This window comes from Lactobacillus helveticus, from assembly GCF_046109915.1.
In the GTDB taxonomy this organism is placed as follows: Bacteria; Bacillota; Bacilli; order Lactobacillales; family Lactobacillaceae; genus Lactobacillus; species Lactobacillus helveticus.
The window spans coordinates 992,030-1,013,700 of the sequence record NZ_CP151471.1 but is presented as its reverse complement, the minus strand read 5'-3'; the positions used below and the strand labels follow the sequence as shown (position 1 = coordinate 1,013,700).

Here is a 21,671-nt window from a genome sequence, read left to right as displayed (position 1 = left end):
AATTATGAAGAATAAAATGCTGGGAATGATTTTAGCTGGTGGGAAAGGAACCAGATTAGGCAAGTTAACACAGAATCAGGCTAAGCCTGCCGTTCCATTTGGTGGTCGTTATCGAATTATCGATTTTACGTTGAGTAATTGCGTAAATTCCGGTGTACGTGATGTGGGTATTATTACGCAGTATCAACCTCTTACCTTGAACAATCACATTGGTAATGGTGCTAGCTGGGGATTAGATGGATTGAATTCTAGTGCTACAATTTTGCAGCCGTATACAGATAGTCGTGGCAGCAAATGGTTCCAAGGTACGGCTCATGCGATTTACCAAAACATTGATTTTATTGATCGTCAAGATCCAGAGTATTTATTAATCCTATCAGGTGATCATATCTACAAGATGGATTATGAATTAATGCTGGAAGATCACATTAAGAACAATGCTTCTTTAACTGTTGCGGTAATTGATGTGTCGATGAAGGAAGCTCATCGTTTCGGCATTATGAATACTGATGTAAGTGATCGAATTATAGAATTTTGTGAAAAACCAGAACATCCACAAAGCAATCATGCATCTATGGGGATTTATATCTTTAACTGGAAGAGATTGCGTGAAGTTTTAACTACCGCCTTTTCAACTAATGACGACATGATCGACTTTGGTAAGGATGTTATTCCATACTACTTAAAGAGTGATGAACGTGTTTTTGCTTATCCATTTTCGGGTTATTGGAAGGATGTTGGTACCATCTATTCATTATGGGCAGCCAACATGGAATTTTTGGATACTGATAATGCTTTGGATCTCTATGATCGTTCATGGAGAATTTATTCTAAAGACCCAATTGCACCACCTCAAGTAATTACTGACAATGCTGAGATTGATAATTCAATGGTAGTTGATGGCTGTTTCGTTGATGGGACTGTTAAGCACTCGATTTTGTCAACCAATGTTGACGTGAAGAAGGGTGCACAGATTATCGATTCCGTCATTATGCCTGGAGTTAAGATTGGTAAAAATGCGGTAATTAAGCATGCGATTATCGGTGAAAACGCCGAAATTGGTACTGGCGCAGTCGTTGAAGATGAAAAGGGTAAAATTGCTGTAGTTGGAAATTCAGAGAGAGTAGGGGTATTGCAAAATGAAGAATAATAAAATGAGTGCCATTTTCAGCAACCAACATGAATATAAGGAACTCAAGCCATTAACGGATGAGCGCTCGCTATCAACGTTAGCTTTTGCAGGTAAGTATCGATTAATGGACTTTCCATTGTCAAGCATCGTTAATGCCGGAATTAACAATGTTTATGCATTAATCAATCAAGAGAAGGTCAGATCATACTTTGACCATTTAGGTGGCGGTAAAGAATGGGGACTGGATACGATCGGCTCGTATGAATATATTGATTTTTACCAAAAAATAATTCAGCGACAAGTTTCTGGTGAGCCATATTTTGCTGATATCATCGAATTTTTAAAAACGGCAAGTTACCCTTATGCTGTCTTTATTGGCAATAAAATGGTTGGTAATTTTGATTTGCAATCAGTTTTGCATTATCACCAAGAAAATGGCAACAAGATTACTGGTGTCTTTAAAAAAGTAAAGCATGATAGCTTAGCCTTTGATGATCAAGTATTTGTGCTAGATAATAACAATAATATTTTGGCTAATCAGCAGATGATGGATACGCAAAAGCAATTTGAATATAATTTGAGCTTGAATATTTATATTGCAAACACCGACTGGATTTTAAAGCAGCTTGAGAAGGCTCAAATGAGCGATTCAACTGCAGATATTTCTAAACTTTTGGCAGCCCTAGCAGCTAAATATAGATCAACGGCTTATGAATATACAGGCTACCTAAGAAATATTCGTGATATTAAGAGTTACTTCGATGCCAATATGGATATGCTGGATCAAAAGCAATTTGCTTCTTTGCTTCAAGGCAATCAAAAGGTAATTACTCGAATTAGAAATGAAGTAGGAAATTATTATTCAGCCGGCTCAATCGTGAAGAATTCCATTTTTGGGACTGGCTGCCGGGTATTCGGTGAAGTGAAGCACAGTGTGATTTCACGACGCGTAGAAATTGATAAAAACAGTTGGGTTCTTAATTCGATTGTAATGTCGAGCGTTAATATCAAAAAGGGTGCTCATGTTGAGTATGCTATTTTGGATAAAGACGTTACAATTGAAGCAGGCGTTACAATTAAAGGAACTCTAGAAAAGCCAATTGTAATCAGAAAGTATGATGATGTTAATGACGATTGGATTAGAAATAGAGGATAAATTTTGAGAATCTTATTTGCAGGTGCTGAATGTGCACCATTTGTCAAAACTGGTGGCTTGGGTGACGTATTAGGAGCATTACCTAATGAATTAGCTGAACGTGGCGATGATGTGGGCGTAGTTTTGCCGCTTTACCAAGATATTCCAGATAAATACCGTCAAAAGATGCAATACCAAGGAAACTTTATCGTACCAGTTGGCTGGCGTAATCAATATTGTGGTATTTTTACGTATAAGCATCACGGCGTAACATACTTCTTTATTGACAATGAGTATTACTTTAAGCGTCCAGGAATTTATGGTTATTACGATGATGGCGAGCGATTCGCTTATTTCCAGCAAGCAGTCATTATGATGATGGAGCGATTCAATTTTATTCCTAGTATTTTGCATTGTAATGATTATCACACAGCCTTCATTCCATTTTTGCTTCATGAAAAATGGGGCTTTGTCGATGCATATCGAGGTATTAAGACAGTTCTAACTATCCATAACCTAGAATTCCAAGGAAAATATAATGCCAAAACATTACCGGGTTTCTTCAATATGGGCTATGATTGGTTTGATAGCGGCATTGTTCGTCAAAGCGGTGATGTTAATTGGATGAAGACGGGTATTTTATACGCTGATCGAGTAACGACTGTTAGTCCATCGTATGCACGTGAGATTCAAACGCCTGAGTTTGGTCAAGGCTTAGATGGTATCTTGCGGATGTGCTCACACAAGGTTACTGGCATTTTGAACGGGATTGACTTCAAGCGTTATAATCCAGAAACTGATCCAGATATTAAAGCTAATTATAATGTGAGAAAATTGCGCAAGAAGGTGCAAAATAAGATCGCTTTACAAAAAGAACTAGGCTTAAAGCGGGCAGCTCATATTCCATTGATTGGGATGGTTACTAGATTAACAGCCCAAAAAGGTTGTCAATTATTGGTAGATGAGCTTGATAATATTTTGCAATTCAATGTACAAGTTGCAATTTTAGGTAATGGTGATCCATTCTATGAACATGCTTTAAGTGAAATCGCTAAACGTCATCCAGGCAAGATGAGTTTGACTTTAGCTTTTGATACTAAGCTTGCGCAAAGAATCTATGCTGGTGCAGACAGTTTCCTCATGCCTTCCGCATTTGAACCGTGTGGATTATCACAGCTAATTGCTTTGCATTATGGTACTTTACCAGTAGTCCACCAAATTGGTGGTTTGGCCGATACGGTTTGGGTATATGATAAGACCAAAAATGAAGGGACTGGTTTCGGCTTTAAAGAATTTAGCGGTTATCAAATGGTCCAAGCAATTAAGAAAATGCTCGCTGCTTATGGTGAAAAGGATATTTGGTTTAAGATGCAACGGACGGCGATGAAGTCAGACTTTTCATGGCATAAATCCGCTAGTGATTACCAATGGATTTACGGAGAATTGGTAGATTAAGGAAGTATCTATGCAAATTACAAAAGAAGAATTTAAGAAAGAGTTAGAGCAAAAACTCGATAGTCAGTTTGCTGTTGATGTGGAACATGCTAGTTTAGGCGAACTATATAGTGCCTTAAGCAATGTTCTGCGTGATGGCTATGCACCAAATTGGCGTGAAACTAGAATTAAAGAAGCACATGAAGGCAAAAAACAGGTTTACTACTTCTCAATTGAGTTTTTACCAGGAACGCTCTTGCGAAGCAATCTTTTAAACTTAGGTTGGATGGATACTGTTAAATCAGCTCTTAAAGATTTAGGCTTGAATCTTGACGATATTGCCGCTAAGGAACCTGATATGGCTCTAGGTAATGGTGGCCTAGGACGCTTAGCAGCAGCCTTTATGGATTCTTTAGCTTCGACAGGTTATGTAGGCAACGGTAACGGTATTCGTTACAAGTATGGCTTGTTTAAGCAAAAGTTTGTAAATGGTTATCAAGTAGAATTGCCTAATGATTGGTTGCAAAAGCATAATCATTGGGAAGTTATGCGAGACAACAAGTCTGTCTTAGTTCATTTTGGCGGACAAGTTAACTTAGTTCAAAAAGATAATTGGATGACTCCGGAATATAATGGTGGTTATTCGATTAAGGCGGTTCCATATGACATCCCTGTAGTGGGCTACCATACTGGAATAGTAAACACTATGCGTTTATGGGATGCTGAAATTCCAGAATCAGAAGAAATTAATTACCCTACTATTGATGATCGACGTAAAGTAGAGGATTTAACTTCGATTCTTTATCCAGATGACTCAAGTTATAGTGGTCGTTTATTACGTTTGAAGCAGGAATACTTCTTTGTTTCAGCTGGTTTGCAGAGCATTTTGCGTTACTACACTAAGGATCTTAAGCAAAATGATATGCATAATTTGCCTAAGTACGTTGCAGTTCATATTAATGATACTCATCCAGCTATGGCTGTAGCTGAGTTAATGCGGCTGTTAGTAGATGAGTACCACATTGATTGGGATGAAGCTTGGAAGATTACCGTACAGGTAATGAGTTATACCAACCATACGATTATGGCAGAGGCAATGGAAAAATGGGACATTAATATGATGACTCAATTATTGCCAAGAATTATGCAGATTATTACCGAAATCGATCGACGCTATGTCATTTCTTTGACTGGTAAGGTTGCAGAAAGCGTTATTAATGATACACGCATCGTTAATAACGGCAATGTGCAAATGGCCCACTTAGCAATTATTGGTTCTCACTCGGTTAATGGCGTTGCACCTTTGCATACTCACTTGCTTGAAACTGAAGTATTGAAAGAATTCTACGAACTTTATCCAGAACGCTTTAACAATAAGACTAATGGAATTACTTTGCGCAGATGGTTGCAGATTGCCAATCCAAAGTTGTCTAAATTGCTTGATCAAACTGTTGGGCGAGATTGGCGGACTGATTCCGCTAAGATGCTGCTTTTGCAAGATTCATACAAGAATGCTAAAGTTTTAAAGCAGATTAACGAAATTAAGTTAGAAAATAAAGAAAAATTAGCTAAATTTATTAAGAAGACAACGGGGATTACTGTAGATCCAACTGCTATCTTCGATGTACAAATCAAGCGACTTCATGCATACAAGCGGCAAACCTTGAAATTGTTGCACATTATTAAGCTTTACCATGACTTGAAGAACGGCATTGATCATCCTAAGAGAGTGGTTATCTTCGGTGCTAAGGCTGCTCCAAGCTATACTTATGCTAAAGATGTCATCAAAGTTATCAACGAAGTAGCTAATGTCATTAACAATGATGCAAGCATTCATGGCAAGTTGAAGGTTATTTTCCTTGAAAATTATGACGTTACTTTAGCCGAAAAGATCATTCCAGCGGCTGATGTCAGTGAACAAATTTCTACTACTACGAAAGAAGCTAGTGGGACTAGTAACATGAAACTTATGGCTAACGGTGCATTGACTGTAGCGACAATGGATGGTGCTAATGTTGATATTGCTAAGGCAGTAGGACAAGATAATATCTTTATCTTTGGTTTGAATAAGGATCAAGTCTATGACTATTATAATAAGCATGATTATAAGCCAAGGGATATGTACAACTCTGATCAAGTCATGAAGGAAACTGTTGATGCTTTAATTGATGGTAGTTTTAGTAAGGCAGCTAATGAAGGCAGAGTTTTATATGATTCATTCTTACAAGAAAATGAAGAATTCTTGGTTTTAGCTGATTTTGAAAGCTACTTGCAAGCACAAAAGAAGATTGAAGAAAACTGGCATGATCAACGCAGCTGGGCTCAAAAGGCTTTGGTTAATATAGCTCATTCAGAAGAATTTAACGCAGATAATACTGTTGCCCGTTATGCTAAAGACATTTGGGGCTTGAAGAAGCTTAATTAATGAAGATTAAATATAACGCTTGGGATACAGAATATAAGAGTCCTTTTGGAGCGATTAAGGCTAGAACTACAGTGACTTGGAGAGTCAAAATTGATGAACCGGTTGATTATATTAATTTATGGCTCACTAAGGCTGAAGAAACACCTGTACCATATCCAATGAAAAAGACAGATGAGCAGACTTACCAAGTACAGGTAACGATTGGTACATCGGGTTTATATCATTATTATTTTGAAATAAAGCAAAGCAATCAAATATCTTATTATCAGGAAGCACTTGGTGGTGAAGGCGAGCTGGTTACTAGCAATCAGAATTTAGCGCAATATCAGTTAACTTGCTATGATGAAGAGGTTCCACAAGTAGATTGGTATCAAGATGGAATTGTTTATCAGATCTTTCCGGACCGTTTTAATAATGGTAATCCGCATGGCGAAATCCTGGGGAAAAAGAAAAATAGTTTTATCTATGCAACTGAAGAAGATACTCCTTTCTATGTCAAAGATGAAAAAGGTCATGTTGTGCGCTGGGATTTTTTTGGCGGTAATCTAAAAGGAATTGAGCAAAAAATTCCTTACTTAAAGAAATTAGGAGTTACCATTGTTTATTTAAATCCTATCTTTTGGGCAGAAAGCAGTCACCGTTATGATACTAATGATTTTATGAAAATTGATCCTATGCTGGGGACTGAAGTTGATTTCATTAGTTTAGTACATGCGTTGCATAAAAATGGCATGCACTTGATTTTAGATGGCGTCTTTAATCATGTTGGTGATCATAGTCACTATTTTCAAGAGGCAATTAAGAGTAAGGCTAGTCCGTATTATTCTTGGTTTCATTTCACGAATTACCCCACAGAATATGATTCATGGTGGGGAATCACTAATTTGCCTAAAGTAAATAAAGCAAATCCTGGTTATCAAAATCTGATTTATGGTGAAGATGGGGTATTAGTCAAATGGACTAGCCTAGGAGTCGACGGTTGGCGTCTAGATATAGCAGATGAACTGCCCATGGAATTTTTGCGACAGATTAGAAGACGATTAAGTGCATTGGATTGTCAGGTTCTAATTGGTGAAGTCTGGGAAGATGCCAGCCATAAGTATGTTAATAATGAACTGAGGACATATACAAGTGGCGACAATTTAACTGGTACGATGAATTATCCTGTTCGTAACTTTATTTTAGAAATCTTGCGTTCACAGGATCACGAAGAAGCAATGCGAATTATTGATCGATATTTACGTATTGTCGAAGACTATCCAGCAGCATTTTTGAAGAACTGTTTAAACAATATTGGTACCCATGATACTGCCCGCATTAAGAATGAATTGGGCGAAAACGAAGATCTGGTTGCTTTAGCATTGGCGATTATGATGATGCTTCCGGGTGTGCCGTGCATCTATTATGGGGATGAAGCTGGTTTAAGCGGAGGTAAAGATCCACAGAATCGAGCATATTTTCCTTGGAATAGAGAAAGTGCAAAATTGGAGCAAATTACGCAGCTATGGTGTCGAAGAAGACGAAAAAATCGACTTTTAGTTGATGGTAGAATTGGCATAATCAGTACCACCCAGAATTTAACAGCAATAGTTCGTTACGATACTAAAGAGGTTAATTTGTTTTGGTTTAATAAAACAGAAAGCGAACATCAGTTGAATTTCGGTCAGGCCATCTTTTATGCCGTACCAGATCAAGTGCGTCAGATTATTGTTAAAAATGATTTAGGCAAGAAGCTAGCTGCAAGACAAGGACTTTTTGAAAAATTTAATCTGTAATTGAGTTAAATTAATTAAGCATAAGTCTTATAATGATTATTAGATAATAGAAATAGAATAAAAAGACAGCTATAAAAATCCATATTATTGAATGAATAGAGGATAAAATGAACGCTAAGGAAATTTATGAACAATGGCAAAATGCTAATAATTTACCTGATTATTTAAGAGACCAATTAGATACTTTAGGTAAAGATGAAAAATGGATTGAAGATGCCTTTGGTCAAGATATTAATTTTGGTACTGCAGGGATGAGAGGGCGTCTTGAACCTGGTACTAATAGAATCAATCTTTTTACAGTTGGCAGAGTTACTGAAGGTTTAGCACGATTGATTGATGAAAATGGTGAAGAAGCTAAAAAGCGTGGAGTAGCTATTTCATTTGACTCAAGATATCATTCAAGAGAATTTGCGGAACATGCCGCTCGTATTTTAGGTGCACATGGAATTCATGTATATTTATTTGATGATTTAAGACCAACACCTGAGCTTTCATATGCTGTTCGTCACTTGCATACTTTTGCAGGTATTAACATCACTGCTTCTCACAATGCTAAGCAATATAATGGTTACAAAGTTTATGGTGAAGATGGTGCACAAATGGCACCAGAAAACGCAGATCGTTTATTTGCTTATGCTCAAAAAGTTACTGACATTTTTGGCGTTAAGGCCGCACCTGTCCAAGAATTGCGTGCAAATGGTACTTTGCAATTAATCGGTGAAGACATTGATGAAGATTATTTGCAAGAATTAAAGCAAGTAACTGTCGACCCAGAAATGGTTAAGGCAAATGCTGATAAGTTAAAGATTATTTATACCCCACTTCATGGTACAGGTAAGATGCTTTATGATCGTGCATTTAGACAAGGTGGATTTGATAATGTGATTCCTGTTCCTATTCAATCAATTATTGATCCAGAATTTCCAACTACAATCAAGCCTAACCCAGAATATCGTGATGTTTTTGAACCAGGCTTTAAATTAGCTGATAAAGTCAAAGCTAACGTAATTATTGCTACCGACCCAGATGCTGACAGAATGGGTGCAGCCGTAAGAAAATCTGACGGTGATTTCCAAGTTTTGACTGGTAATCAAATTGCTACGTTGATGGCTTACTACTTGCTTGTTCATATGAAGGAAAGCGGCAAGTTGACTAGTGATTATGAAATCGTTACTTCAGTTGTTTCAAGTGCTTTGCCATTCAAGATTGCAGAAGACTTTGGCATTAAGACTAAGCACGTTTTGACTGGTTTCAAGTACATTGGTGAAGAAGTTGACCGTATGAAGAAGGCTGGCGATGCCAAGTTCCTGATGGGTTTTGAAGAAAGCTATGGCTACTTGTTCAAACCATTTGCTAGAGACAAGGATGCTATGCAAGGTGCATTGATGTTTGCCGAAGTTGCTAGTTACTATGCTTCTAAGGGCATGACTGTTTTTGATGGCTTGCAAGAAATCTGGAATAAGTACGGCGTAGCTTACGAAATTACCAAGGCTATCGAAATGCCAGGTATCGGCGGTCAAAAGAAGATGGCTGAACTTATGAGTAAATTGCGTAATGAACACTTAAGTGAAATCAATGGCGTTAAAGTTAACAAGATTCAAGATTTCTTAAAGAAAGAAACTATTGAAAATTGCAATGTAACACCACTTGAAGGCTTCCCAGAATCTAACGTTTTGAAATATTTCTTAGATGATGAAACCTGGGTTGCTCTTCGTCCATCAGGTACTGAACCAGTTATTAAGGCTTATGTTGGTGTAAATAAGAAGGATATTGCAACTGCAGAAAAGGCTGCACAAGATTACCAAGCAGCTTTAGCTGAACTTCTTAAATAAAATGGGCATATTTCGTGCGAAAACACGTTCGTGGTAGTAAAATATAAATACTAATTAGAAAGTTGGACAATTTGGTCCAACTTTTTTCATGAGGAGGAAAGCATGATTACACGACAAAAAGATCGCAAATTTGAATTAGTGTCTAAGTTTAAGCCAGCAGGGGACCAAGAGCAGGCTATTGATAAATTGACGGCCGGCTTTAAAAAAGGCTATAAAGAACAAATTCTAGAGGGTGCCACTGGTACTGGGAAAACTTTTACTATGGCCAACATTATTGCTAACTTGAATAAACCTACTTTAGTAATTACGCATAACAAAACTTTAGTGGGTCAACTTTATGGTGAGTTTAAAAGCTTCTTTCCTCATAATGCTGTTGAGTATTTTGTATCTTACTACGATTACTACCAACCAGAAGCTTATGTTCCGCAATCTGATACTTATATCGAAAAGGATTCAGCTATCAATGATGAAATTGATCAGTTGCGCCACGCCACTACATCAGCTTTAATGGAGCGTAATGACGTAATTGTTGTTGCTTCTGTTTCGTCAATCTATGGTTTGGGTGATCCAAAGGAATATGCTCGCAGCGTTCTGATGATTCATGAAGGTCAAGAATATGATCGTAATGTGTTATTACGTGATTTAGTAAATTTGCAGTATGATCGTAACGACATCGATTTTCAACGAGGACGTTTCCGCGTTCGTGGGGATGTTGTAGAAATTTTTCCAGCTGGCAATTCTAATCATGCTTATCGGATTGAATTTTTCGGGGATGAAATTGATCGCATTGTTGAAATTGACTCTTTGACTGGAGAAGTAATTGGTGAAAGAGAAAGCATTTCTTTATTCCCAGCTACCCATTTTATGACTAATGATGAGCAGTTGCGTCGTGCGCTTAAGGCGATTTCTAAGGAAATGAAGGTTCAGGTAAAGAAGTTTGAAGATGAAGGCAAACTTCTAGAGGCTGAAAGAATTAAACAACGTACTACATATGATATGGAAATGATGAGTGAAGTTGGTTATACCAATGGAATTGAAAATTATTCTCGTCATATGGAAGGCAGAAAAGCTGGTGAGCCGCCTTATACCTTGCTCGATTTCTTCCCAGATGATTTCTTGACTTTAATTGATGAATCCCATGCGACTATGCCTGAAATTCGTGCAATGTACAATGGTGACCGTAATCGTAAGCAAACTTTGATTGATTATGGTTTCCGTTTACCTTCAGCTCTTGATAACCGCCCGCTTAAGTTATCTGAATTTGAAAAGCATGTTCATCAAATACTTTATGTTTCTGCCACACCGGGTGATTATGAATTAGAGCGAACTAATCATAAAGTAGAACAGATTATTCGACCAACAGGATTGCTGGATCCAAAAATTGAGGTAAGACCAATTGAAGGGCAAATTGATGATCTAGTTGGAGAAATTAATAAACGAATAGATCGCAATGAACGGGTATTTGTTACAACTTTGACTAAAAAGATGGCAGAAGATCTGACTGATTATCTAAAAGATTTAGGTATTAAGGTGCAATATCTGCACTCTGATATTAAAACTTTAGAGCGAATGAAAATTCTTCGTGATTTACGTTTAGGTAAATTTGATGTGTTAATTGGAATCAATTTGCTGCGTGAAGGTATAGATGTGCCAGAAGTTTCACTCGTAGCTATCTTGGATGCGGATAAAGAAGGTTTCCTGCGTGCATATCGTCCATTAGTTCAAACAATGGGACGTGCGGCTCGTAATGCAAATGGTGAGGTAATCATGTATGCAGATACAATTACTGATTCTATGGGAGCTGCGATCAATGCAACTAAGAGACGGCGTAAGATCCAAGAAGAGTTTAACAAAGAACATGGAATTACACCTAAGACAATCATCAAACCTGTTCAGGATGTAATATCTATTACTAAGCCATCAAGTGGTGATAAGGATAAGAAATCTGATAGCTTTGCTGATTTGAACTTCGATGAATTAACTGCTAGTCAAAAGAAGACGATGATTAAGAATCTGCAAGAACAGATGAAAGAGGCTGCTAAGAAGCTCGACTTTGAAGAAGCGGCTAACTTGCGGGATGCTATTATCGATTTACAAAAGTCATCTAGAAAACCAAAGACAAAAAAGGGGAAAGCTTTTAATGGTAAATGATAAGATCGTTATTCGTGGTGCACGAGAACATAATTTAAAAGATATCGATGTAACTATTCCTAAAAATAAATTAGTAGTAGTTACTGGTCTATCGGGATCTGGTAAGAGTTCTTTAGCCTTTGATACCTTATATGCCGAAGGTAGAAGGCGTTATGTGCAATCACTTTCTAGTTATGCTAGACAATTCTTGGGTCAAATGGATAAGCCAGATGTTGATTCAATTGATGGATTAAATCCTGCTATTTCAATTGATCAAAAAACTACCTCACATAATCCGCGTTCAACTGTAGGAACGGTAACGGAAATCAATGACTATTTGCGTCTTTTGTGGGCTCGTGTAGGTCATCCTATTTGTCCTAATGATGGAACTTTAATTGAACGACAATCAGTTGATCAAATGGTAGATCGCATCATGGCTTTACCAGAAAGAACGAAAATTCAATTATTAGCCCCCGTTATTCGAGCTAAACGTGGTGAACATAAGGATGTTTTTAAGCGAGTACAGCGTGCAGGCTATGTCCGTGTTATTGTCGATGGCGAGATGCATGAAATTGGCGAAGAATTTAATTTAGCTAAAAATAAGCGTCATAACATTGATATTGTGGTAGATCGCTTGATCATGAAAGACAGCATTAAATCTCGTTTGTTTGACTCAATTGAATCAGCACTTCGTTTATCCGATGGCTACATGAATGTTGATGTCATTGGCGACGAGATGCTTAACTTTTCCGAATATTACGCTTGTCCTAAGTGTGGCTTTACAGTAGGAGAAATGGAACCAAGACTCTTCTCATTTAATGCGCCATTTGGTGCTTGTCCTGATTGTGATGGATTAGGGATGAATTTAGCAGTTGATGAAGATTTGGTTGTGCCTGATAAGAGTAAAACTTTAGCAGAAGGTGCATTAGCTCCTTGGAAGACGTCCAATTATTATACTGAAATGTTGGAGCAAGCCTGTGCAGCACTCGATATTCCAATGGATAAGCCTTTTAATAAATTGACTAAAAAGCAAAGAGAGACAATTCTTCACGGTTCAACTAAGCCGGTTAAATTCCATGTTACCGGTGATTTTGGCGTCAATGATACAACCCAGCCATTTGAAGGAGTAATGGATAATGTCGAAAGACGTTATAAGCATCCAATGTCTAAATTCATGCGTGATGTAATGGGCAAGTATATGACAGAACTGACTTGTTCAACTTGTCACGGTAAACGATTGAATGAAAAAGCTCTGGCTGTAAAAGTGATGGGTAAGGATATCGCTGAAGCTTCTGAACTTTCAATTAGTAAATCTTTGGATTTCTTTAAGAGCGTCAAATTAAGCGAACAAGAAACTGTGATTGCTAAGCCGATTTTGAAAGAAGTATGTGATCGTCTTTCATTCTTGGATAGTGTAGGATTAGATTATTTAACTCTTTCTCGTTCTGCTAATACTTTATCTGGTGGGGAAGCTCAACGTATTCGTTTGGCTACACAAATTGGTTCTAACTTGTCAGGAGTTATGTATGTTTTAGATGAGCCTTCAATTGGACTTCATCAACGTGATAATGATCGATTAATTGCTTCACTTAAGAGAATGCGGGACTTAGGTAACTCCTTGATTGTGGTTGAACATGATAATGAGACCATGCGTCAAGCCGATTATCTGATTGATATGGGACCAGGTGCCGGTGTATATGGTGGTAAGGTAATGGCTCAAGGTACGCCAGAAGAAGTAGAAAAGAATCCTAAATCATTAACTGGGCAATATTTGTCTGGTAAAAAATTTGTTCCTGTTCCATTGAAGCGTCGTAAGGGCAATGGTAAGAAGATCACTATTACTGGTGCACAAGAAAACAACTTGAAGAATATCAACGTTGATTTTCCTTTAGGAAAATTTATCGTAGTTAGTGGTGTTTCAGGTTCAGGTAAATCAACCCTGGTTAACATGATTTTGAAGCGAGCATTGGCTCAGAAATTAAATCATAATTCAACTAAGCCAGGCAAATATAAGTCGATTCGTGGGTATAAGAATATTGAAAAAATAATCGATATTGATCAAAGTCCTATTGGACGTACTCCACGCAGTAACCCAGCTACTTATACCAGTGTATTTGATGATATTCGTACGCTCTTTGCCCAAACAAATGAAGCTAAGATGAGAGGCTATACTAAAGCACGTTTTTCATTTAACGTTAAAGGCGGCCGGTGCGAAGCATGTCATGGTGACGGAATTATTAAGATCGAAATGAACTTCTTGCCAGATGTGTATGTTCCATGTGAGGTTTGTCACGGCAACCGTTATAATTCAGAAACTTTGGAAGTAACTTATCGTGAAAAGAATATTGCTCAAGTGCTTGATATGACAATTAATGAAGCATGCAAGTTCTTTGAAAATATTCCTAAAATTGCACGTAAACTGCAAACCATTGTCGATGTAGGGTTAGGCTATGTTAAATTAGGTCAATCTGCTACAACTTTATCTGGTGGAGAAGCCCAAAGAATGAAGTTAGCGGCAGAGTTGCAAAAACTGTCAACTGGTAAGAATTTCTATATTTTGGATGAACCAACGACAGGTTTGCATGCTGACGACATTAAACGTTTGCTTGAAGTTCTGCAGCGTTTAGTTGATGAAGGAAATACCGTTTTAGTAATTGAACATAATTTAGACGTGATTAAAAATGCCGATTGGATTATTGATTTAGGACCTGAAGGCGGTGAAGGTGGCGGCAATGTTGTTGCTACAGGAACGCCTGAAGAAATAGCTGAGGTAAAAGAGAGCTATACTGGTCAATATTTAAAGCCGGTTTTAAAGCGTGATACTAAATTAACTAGGGATGCAGAAAAATAAAAAGTAGAGTGTAAGTGTTTCTGTCCTTGAATAAGTGTAAAATAGGCACCAAGGAGGACGAATAATGGACATTTTTTCAAGTTCTAGAGATAATCGCGGCTTCGATTGGGGCGCCTTTATCGCTGGTGTATTAATGGTTGTTGTTGCTTTTTTGCTACTTAGACATCCAGCTAAGGGATTGCACGCATTTGTGCTAATCTTTGGTATTTTGTCAATTTTGCAAGGTTTAGTATGGCTAGCTGGTTATTCACGTTTCCGTGCTTTCTTTGCACGTAGTTGGGTAGCACTTATTTCAGGTATCTTAGATATCATCGTGGGTATTTTATTCTTATGCTCATATGATATTGGTGGATTAATTATTGCATATTTATTTGCAATTTGGTTCTTTGTTGACTCAGCTGTCGGAATTGCCTTTTCATGGCACTTGCGTGACTTTTCAACAGGTTACTTTATCTTTAACTTAGTTTTGAATATCTTAAGTTTAGTTATTGCTATTTTCTTGATCTTTAACCCACTTTTTGCGGCATTAAGCTTAGTATGGTTAGTTGCATTTTGGTTGTTGGTATTTGGTATCAACGAAATAGTCGTTGCATTTATGCACCGTTAATAATTATGAAAAAGAGGCCATGATGGTCTCTTTTTTTGCACTATAATAGAACACCCGGTATGATATAATTTACAGAAGGAGGGTCAACAATGGCTGATGATAAGAAACAATTATTAATTGTTACAGGAATGAGTGGGGCAGGTAAGACTGTTGTGGCTCATGATTTAGAAGATATGGGCTACTTCGTAGTTGATAACTTGCCACCAACATTATTGGGAAGTTTTTGGGATTATAATTCAAACGACTTCCACAAGGTAGCAGTAGTAATTGATTTACGTGTTAAAACTTTTTATACAGATTTATTAGATGAGGTAAATTCACTAGAAGATAATGGCAACGTTCAAGCAACCATTCTATTCTTGGATGCCTCAGATGATGTATTAGTGGCACGTTATAAAGAAACTAGACGACTTCCACCGTTAGCTAATAATGGCAAGGGACGTCTATTAGATGGCATTCAAGAAGAACGTCGTATTTTGATGCCAATAAAGAATCGTTCAAATTACATCATTAATACGTCTAATTTATCAACTAAAGATTTAAAACAGAAGTTAATTAATACGTTTAGTGATCGCAAGCGTCAACCATTTTCAATTGAAGTAATGTCATTCGGTTTTAAATATGGCATGCCAATTGATGCGGATATTGTAATGGATGTGCGTTTTTTGCCTAATCCATTTTATATTCCAGAGTTGCGCCCATTTACAGGATTAGATAAGCGTGTCTTTGATTATGTAATGAATAAGAAAGAGACGCAGGTTTTCTACCAAAAATTATTGGATTTATTGGAAACTGCCATTCCTGGTTATATTAAAGAAGGAAAAGAAAAATTAACAATTGCAATTGGTTGCACTGGTGGTCAACATCGTAGCGTATCAATTGCACAACAACTTGCTCGTGACTTATCTAAAAAATATCCAGTCGATATTACTCACCGTGAGGTAAGTCGCTACATTAGAAAGTAGGTATATCGCGATGTCATATGGAGAAACGCGAATTGTGCGCGTAATTAAAGGTAGACGTCCGCGGGTAGTAGTTATCGGTGGTGGTACTGGCTTACCAGTTATTTTGAATGCGCTGAAAGATCAAAATGCGGAAATTACTGCCATTGTTACAGTATCCGATGATGGTGGTTCATCTGGTTCTATTCGGAATTTTATAAACGTTGTTCCACCAGGTGATATTAGAAACGTGTTGGTTTCTTTGAGTGATTTGCCACAAGAAGAAAAAGATATTTTCCAATATCGTTTTGATTCATCTGATGCATTCTTCTCGGGCCATGCCATTGGTAATTTGATTATCGCCGCATTAAATGAAATGCAGGGCAATATTTTTGATGCTGTTCAATCTTTATCTAAAATGATGAAAGTAGACGGCCATGTATTCCCCGCTTCTAATGAGCCTTTAACTTTAAATGCTGAATTTGTGGATGGGACAACAGAAGCAGGAGAAACAGAAATCACATCTAAAGACAAACGAATTAAACGTGTTTGGGTAACTGATACTAATTCAAAAGCTACGCCTAAAGCTGTTTTGCCAGTATTGGCTTCAATTATGCAGGCAGATGCTGTAGTATTAGGGCCCGGCAGTTTATTCACTTCGATTTTGCCTAATTTAATGATTTCTAACTTAGGTGAAGCAGTTCGAGAAACTGAAGCTGAAGTAATTTATATTTGCAATATCATGACTCAACGTGGAGAAACGGATCACTTTAGCGATGCAGAACACGTTGAAGTGATCAATCGTCATTTAGGAGGAAATTATATCAACACAGCTTTGGTCAACGGGGCAAAAATTGATATGAGCAAGTTCCATCCTGAAGATTATGATGCTTATCTTGAACCGGTTAAGAATGATTTTAATGGATTAAGAGCACAAGAGTGTCGAGTAATTACTGATGATTTTATTGATCAACGTCACGGCTTGGTCTTTCATGATGGAGAAAAAGTAGCAAAAGAAATAATGAATTTGGCATTTGAGGCAATGTCACGTAAAAGAATGAAGGAAAATAATGGCTAGTTATGCTAGTGAAGTCAAAAAGGAGCTAACTTCGCTTGAGGTGCATCCGGAACATGCTAAAGCGGAGTTAGCTGCTTTTTTGCGGATGAATGGAGTTTTAAATCTTCATGATCATCAATTTAGTTTAGATATCACTACAGAAAATCCCGCTATTGCACGTCGAATTTTCAAATTAATTAAAGTGGCATATGGAATTGAACCATTGTTAATTGTTTCTCGTAAGATGAAATTAAAAAAGAATAACCAATATTTGGTTCGGCTTAATCGCGATGTGCAAAAGATATTAGAAAATTTAAATATTTGGGATCCAGCTAAAGGATTGGTTACCAGAATTCCTCAAAGGATTATGAAATCCAGTGAAGGTGCGATGTCGTATCTTAGAGGCGCATTTTTAGCTGGCGGCAGTGTTAATAACCCTGAAACTAGTAGATATCACTTAGAAATTTATTCAACTTATGAAGATCATAATGAAGATTTAGCTAAGTTAATGAATGAGTATTTTTATTTGAATGCTAAGATGACTAAACGTCGGCGAGGCTATATCGTTTATCTTAAAGAAGCAGCTAAGATTGGTGATTTTTTGCATGTGGTGGGTGCATTAAATGCTATGCTCAATTTTGAAGATTTACGAATTATGCGTGATATGCGCAACTCAGTTAATCGTTTGGTCAATTGCGATACAGCTAATATGAAAAAAACAGCTTCGGCTTCAGCCAAGCAGGTTGAAGATATTCAGTTGATTCAAAAAGAAAAGGGAATTGACAGCTTACCAGAAAAACTACAGATTTTAGCACGTTTTAGATTAGCTCATCCAGAACTAACTTTAAAAGAGGTAGCGGACCAAATTCCAGACGGACCAATTTCAAAATCTGGTGTTAATCACCGATTTAAAAAGCTACATGAATTAGCTGAAACTTTAAAAGAATAGAAAAAGAGGATTTGCAAAATGCAAATCCTCTTTTTTAAATATAATTAATGATTACTTCTTGTTAACCATAATTTCATCGATCAAACCATATTCCTTAGCTTCTTCAGCAGTTAAGTAGTTATCACGTTCAGTATCCTTTTGGATCTTTTCTAATGGTTGACCAGTGGTTTCGTGTAAGATTTCGTTAATCTTCTTACGACTTTTTAAAATTTCGTTAGCTGCAATTTGGATGTCAGTTTGTTGACCTTGAGCACCACCTAAAGGTTGGTGGATAAGGACAGTTGAGTTAGGCAATGCAAAACGCTTGCCCTTAGTACCACTAGTCAAAAGAATAGAAGCCATTGAAGCAGCCATACCAATTGCAATAGTTGATACGTCTGACTTAATGAAGTTCATAGTATCCATGATTGCAAGGCCAGAAGTAATAACACCACCTGGTGAGTTGATGTAAAGTGAAATATCCTTAGTGTTGTCTTGTGCATCAAGGAAAAGCAATTGAGCAATAATTGAGTTAGCCATTTGATCGTTAATTTCGCCGCTCAACATAATAATTCTATCTTTTAATAAGCGTGAGTAAATGTCGTAAGCGCGTTCGCCACGAGCAGTTTGTTCAATAACTGTAGGTACTAGCATATGTTTGCCTCCTAAATTTATTTCTTAATTAAATTAGCACTCTTTTAAGTACTGTGCTAATTAAATCACTTCGTAATAAAAGTGTCAAATAAAGAGATCTACGTGTATTCAAATTGTATTTTTGAGAATATTATTTATATATTATAATTGAGAATATTATTTATATATTATAATATATAATGTAGATTACTGTTGTAATATTGTAGGAGGACAAGCTTGAAGTATAAGAATAAGATTTTAACTGCAACATCAGCTGTTGCACTTAGTGTTGGTTTATTAATGGGTTATTCTAATCCTGTTTTTGCTACTAATTCTAAGACAACTGCTAAAGCAGACAAGACTAAAGATAGTTCAACCGATAAAAAAGAACCAGTTCAAACCAGTACTTCTTACGATTTGATGGTTAAAGTAGGTAGTAACAGAAATTATGGTGTTTATAAGAGCATTAAGAATGGTAAGCCTGTAAAGAAACTTGCCAGTGCTAGTGATTATCAATATGCTCATATTCAATCAGATCAACGAATTAAAACCCAACATGGTACTTATTGGCGTATTTATGTTAATGGCCGTAAGGTAGGATATGTTAACCAAAACTGGTTTACTAGAAATAAAATTGCTGTACCTAAGACCGTAAGCTTAGTAAGAAATAGTCATTCTGATTTTGCTCCAGAAGATGCTGTTAGTTACGTAACTAACCACATGGGAACTGTAATTCCAACTCAAGATATTACAATTTCTGAAGATGCAATTGATTGTTCCGAACCTGGCACTTATAAAGTGAAGTATAGCTATGGTAGTGCTAAGGCCACTGTTAAGGTTACTGTAAGAAAGAGCACCAAAGAAGGTGTAGCTGATGCAGATAGCGTGCAAGCCAAGCCATTTAGTGGTGATTTGAAGTCTTGGAAGACTTACTACGGTAGTTCTTCTAACTATGTAACTAAGACCGACTTTGCTCCAGATAAGTCAAAGCATAGTTACACTACTGATAACAGTAATATGACTTTCAAGACTCGCTACTTCCAACCAGTTTTGCTTAGCGTTGCTAGAGATATTAAAGACGACGATTACATTAATCGTGTAGGTCATATTCCAGAAGGTATTGCCATGTCAGATGGTTGGCTTTACAGTAGTTTGCTCAGCAGCACTAAGATTTCTAATGGTCACATCGTTGGCTATAATTTGAACCATTTAACTAATGCATTTAATGGTCAATACTTGCTTGATATGTCTCAAAAGGAGTTTAATTCTTACGTTAAGAACATTAAGGTAAGTCCATATATTCCAATCGGCCACGGTCAAGCTATGGGTGCAACTGATAAGTATATTTATGTAGTTAACTATGATAACAAGACATCATATAAGAGCAACAGATCAGAAGAATTACTTCAAATCCGTAAGAGTGATATGTGCATTAACAAGATTTGGACATTTAAATGCTGGAATGGTAGTGACTCAGAAGGTCGTTACTTCCATAATGGTGTCGTTGTAGATGATCATAAGATGTACACTACTCTTTACAATAAGCAAAAAGACCAAACTGAATACTGGAAATTCAACCGTAAAGGTGATAACTGGTACCCAACTATGTTAGGTGCAACTAAGACTGGTATTGTTTCAAATACTTATACTCAAGGTTTTGCATATGATCCTAAGAATGACAACTTCTATCTTGCATTTAACGATGTAATTGCTAAGATTGCTCGTGATGGTGAAGTTAAGGATACTTATCAATTCCACACTGGTCGTGAAATTGAAGGTATTGCTGTTTCAAACAATAGACTTTACATGAATTTAGCTCAACGTGCTGAATTACTTGAAAGTACAGAAAAGTTAACTAAATAATTTATTCATTAAAAAGGGCAATGAACGTTTAAGTTCATTGCCTTTTTGTGTTATCTATTTATCAGCATCTAAGTATTTTTGCAGTACTCTGAAAACTCCATTTTCAGTATTAGCTGGTGCAATATATTTAGCGTGCTTTTTAACAATTGGCATCCCATTGGCCATAGCATATGAGTATTTGGCAAAATCAAGCATGGCAATATCATTACCGCCATCACCAAATGCGATTAGATCGTCACCGGTTAAGTTTAATTTGGCTAATAGATGTTTTAAACCAGCACCCTTGTTAATGCCATACACGTTAGTATCAATAGCAGTATTGGCGGATCCAAATGCAGAAATCTTTTGTTCATGGTTTGCATTGAATTCTTTTTCAATTTCTGGAGCTTTAGAATTGTCTAAACTAAAAGTGATTTGCAAGATATCTTTTTTAGGCAAATCTTCCCAGTGATCAACGACTGCGCTTTGTCCAGCAAAGTATGCTAAAAAGTCACGTTCAGTCTTAGGAATTGCTCTATGAAAGTATGCTACATCAGTTTCAAAGACCATAGGAGCTACTTTGCCATATTTATCACTGACCTCTTTGAGCAGACTAAGTGCAGTTTCACGCTTTAATGGGTAAGAAGCAACAGTTTCACCATTAACAACAAGCATAGAACCGTTCAATGAAACAAAATCCATGCGTTCCGCAAAATCGCCAAAGTCTTGTTTTAATCTGGTGTACGGACGTCCAGAAGCTACAATGAAATGGACGTTTCTTTTCTCTAATTCTGTAAGTATTTGATCAAATTGTTCATGATTGAATTGCTTACGGTCATCTAAGAATGTTCCGTCCATGTCAACTGCAACAGTTTTAAAAGGTAATGTCATATTTTTCCACCTCATTTTTAATCTAAATGAAATTAAAAAATAAAAAAAGACCGCTGTC

General features: G+C 36.9%; 15 protein-coding genes. 13 read left to right on the top strand and 2 right to left on the bottom strand.

What is annotated here, in order from left to right; genetic code table 11:
- Positions 1 to 4: 4 nt before the first annotated feature.
- The 12 genes from AADV52_RS05180 to whiA all read left to right on the top strand — a co-directional run bounded on the left by AADV52_RS05180 (position 5) and on the right by whiA (position 18,268).
- On the top strand, positions 5 to 1,150 hold the full coding sequence (locus AADV52_RS05180; protein WP_014919126.1) for a glucose-1-phosphate adenylyltransferase: 1,146 nt from the start codon (positions 5 to 7) through the stop codon (positions 1,148 to 1,150).
- On the top strand, positions 1,140 to 2,288 hold the full coding sequence (gene glgD / locus AADV52_RS05175) for a glucose-1-phosphate adenylyltransferase subunit GlgD (RefSeq protein ID WP_014919125.1): 1,149 nt from the start codon (positions 1,140 to 1,142) through the stop codon (positions 2,286 to 2,288). The genes AADV52_RS05180 and glgD overlap by 11 nt, the downstream gene beginning before the upstream one ends.
- A gap of 3 nt (positions 2,289 to 2,291) precedes the next feature.
- A complete protein-coding gene (gene glgA / locus AADV52_RS05170; protein WP_014919124.1) occupies positions 2,292 to 3,722 on the top strand; it encodes a glycogen synthase GlgA in 1,431 nt (476 codons plus the stop codon).
- A gap of 10 nt (positions 3,723 to 3,732) precedes the next feature.
- Complete coding sequence (locus tag AADV52_RS05165) at positions 3,733 to 6,126, top strand: glycogen/starch/alpha-glucan phosphorylase (RefSeq protein WP_014919123.1); 2,394 nt, start codon at positions 3,733 to 3,735, stop codon at positions 6,124 to 6,126.
- Positions 6,126 to 7,901 carry a glycoside hydrolase family 13 protein gene (locus tag AADV52_RS05160; RefSeq protein ID WP_014919122.1) on the top strand — a complete coding sequence of 592 codons (1,776 nt, stop codon included), beginning with the start codon at positions 6,126 to 6,128 and terminating at the stop codon, positions 7,899 to 7,901. The genes AADV52_RS05165 and AADV52_RS05160 overlap by 1 nt, the downstream gene beginning before the upstream one ends.
- A gap of 107 nt (positions 7,902 to 8,008) precedes the next feature.
- A complete protein-coding gene (locus AADV52_RS05155) occupies positions 8,009 to 9,733 on the top strand; it encodes a phospho-sugar mutase (protein WP_014919121.1) in 1,725 nt (574 codons plus the stop codon).
- Between the two features lie 102 nt (positions 9,734 to 9,835).
- Positions 9,836 to 11,884, top strand: coding sequence for an excinuclease ABC subunit UvrB (uvrB, locus tag AADV52_RS05150; protein ID WP_014919120.1), 2,049 nt, complete (start codon positions 9,836 to 9,838; stop codon positions 11,882 to 11,884).
- Positions 11,874 to 14,714: an excinuclease ABC subunit UvrA gene (gene uvrA / locus AADV52_RS05145; protein WP_014919119.1), complete on the top strand. Its 2,841-nt coding sequence runs from the start codon at positions 11,874 to 11,876 to the stop codon at positions 14,712 to 14,714. The genes uvrB and uvrA overlap by 11 nt, the downstream gene beginning before the upstream one ends.
- A 64-nt stretch (positions 14,715 to 14,778) precedes the next feature.
- Positions 14,779 to 15,321 carry an HdeD family acid-resistance protein gene (locus AADV52_RS05140; RefSeq protein WP_014919118.1) on the top strand — a complete coding sequence of 181 codons (543 nt, stop codon included), beginning with the start codon at positions 14,779 to 14,781 and terminating at the stop codon, positions 15,319 to 15,321.
- Positions 15,322 to 15,410: 89 nt separating this feature from the next.
- Positions 15,411 to 16,286 carry an RNase adapter RapZ gene (gene rapZ / locus AADV52_RS05135; RefSeq protein ID WP_012211622.1) on the top strand — a complete coding sequence of 292 codons (876 nt, stop codon included), beginning with the start codon at positions 15,411 to 15,413 and terminating at the stop codon, positions 16,284 to 16,286.
- 10 nt (positions 16,287 to 16,296) lie between these two features.
- Positions 16,297 to 17,340: a gluconeogenesis factor YvcK family protein gene (gene yvcK, locus AADV52_RS05130; protein ID WP_014919117.1), complete on the top strand. Its 1,044-nt coding sequence runs from the start codon at positions 16,297 to 16,299 to the stop codon at positions 17,338 to 17,340.
- Positions 17,333 to 18,268, top strand: a complete 936-nt coding sequence (whiA, locus tag AADV52_RS05125) for a DNA-binding protein WhiA (protein WP_012211624.1) — start codon at positions 17,333 to 17,335, stop codon at positions 18,266 to 18,268. The genes yvcK and whiA overlap by 8 nt, the downstream gene beginning before the upstream one ends.
- A 51-nt stretch (positions 18,269 to 18,319) precedes the next feature.
- Here the strand turns inward: whiA and clpP are convergent, their stop codons facing one another.
- Positions 18,320 to 18,901, bottom strand: a complete 582-nt coding sequence (gene clpP / locus AADV52_RS05120; protein WP_014919116.1) for an ATP-dependent Clp endopeptidase proteolytic subunit ClpP — start codon at positions 18,899 to 18,901, stop codon at positions 18,320 to 18,322.
- A 216-nt stretch (positions 18,902 to 19,117) separates the two neighbouring features.
- Here clpP and AADV52_RS05115 point away from each other — a divergent pair, with 216 nt between their 5' ends.
- Positions 19,118 to 20,743: an SH3-like domain-containing protein gene (locus AADV52_RS05115; RefSeq protein ID WP_014563927.1), complete on the top strand. Its 1,626-nt coding sequence runs from the start codon at positions 19,118 to 19,120 to the stop codon at positions 20,741 to 20,743.
- Positions 20,744 to 20,797: 54 nt separating this feature from the next.
- Here the strand turns inward: AADV52_RS05115 and AADV52_RS05110 are convergent, their stop codons facing one another.
- Positions 20,798 to 21,613, bottom strand: coding sequence for a Cof-type HAD-IIB family hydrolase (locus AADV52_RS05110; RefSeq protein ID WP_014919115.1), 816 nt, complete (start codon positions 21,611 to 21,613; stop codon positions 20,798 to 20,800).
- Positions 21,614 to 21,671: the final 58 nt, after the last annotated feature.

What these genes read in the sequence shown, in the direction of transcription:
- AADV52_RS05180 (WP_014919126.1), top strand. Translation starts at nt 5, where the DNA reads ATGAAGAATAAAATGCTGGGAATGATTTTAGCTGGTGGGAAAGGAACC.
- glgD (WP_014919125.1), top strand. Translation starts at nt 1,140, where the DNA reads ATGAAGAATAATAAAATGAGTGCCATTTTCAGCAACCAACATGAATAT.
- AADV52_RS05165 (WP_014919123.1), top strand. Translation starts at nt 3,733, where the DNA reads ATGCAAATTACAAAAGAAGAATTTAAGAAAGAGTTAGAGCAAAAACTC.
- AADV52_RS05160 (WP_014919122.1), top strand. Translation starts at nt 6,126, where the DNA reads ATGAAGATTAAATATAACGCTTGGGATACAGAATATAAGAGTCCTTTT.
- AADV52_RS05155 (WP_014919121.1), top strand. Translation starts at nt 8,009, where the DNA reads ATGAACGCTAAGGAAATTTATGAACAATGGCAAAATGCTAATAATTTA.
- uvrB (WP_014919120.1), top strand. Translation starts at nt 9,836, where the DNA reads ATGATTACACGACAAAAAGATCGCAAATTTGAATTAGTGTCTAAGTTT.
- uvrA (WP_014919119.1), top strand. Translation starts at nt 11,874, where the DNA reads ATGGTAAATGATAAGATCGTTATTCGTGGTGCACGAGAACATAATTTA.
- AADV52_RS05140 (WP_014919118.1), top strand. Translation starts at nt 14,779, where the DNA reads ATGGACATTTTTTCAAGTTCTAGAGATAATCGCGGCTTCGATTGGGGC.
- rapZ (WP_012211622.1), top strand. Translation starts at nt 15,411, where the DNA reads ATGGCTGATGATAAGAAACAATTATTAATTGTTACAGGAATGAGTGGG.
- yvcK (WP_014919117.1), top strand. Translation starts at nt 16,297, where the DNA reads ATGTCATATGGAGAAACGCGAATTGTGCGCGTAATTAAAGGTAGACGT.
- whiA (WP_012211624.1), top strand. Translation starts at nt 17,333, where the DNA reads ATGGCTAGTTATGCTAGTGAAGTCAAAAAGGAGCTAACTTCGCTTGAG.
- clpP (WP_014919116.1), bottom strand. Translation starts at nt 18,901, where the DNA reads ATGCTAGTACCTACAGTTATTGAACAAACTGCTCGTGGCGAACGCGCT.
- AADV52_RS05110 (WP_014919115.1), bottom strand. Translation starts at nt 21,613, where the DNA reads ATGACATTACCTTTTAAAACTGTTGCAGTTGACATGGACGGAACATTC.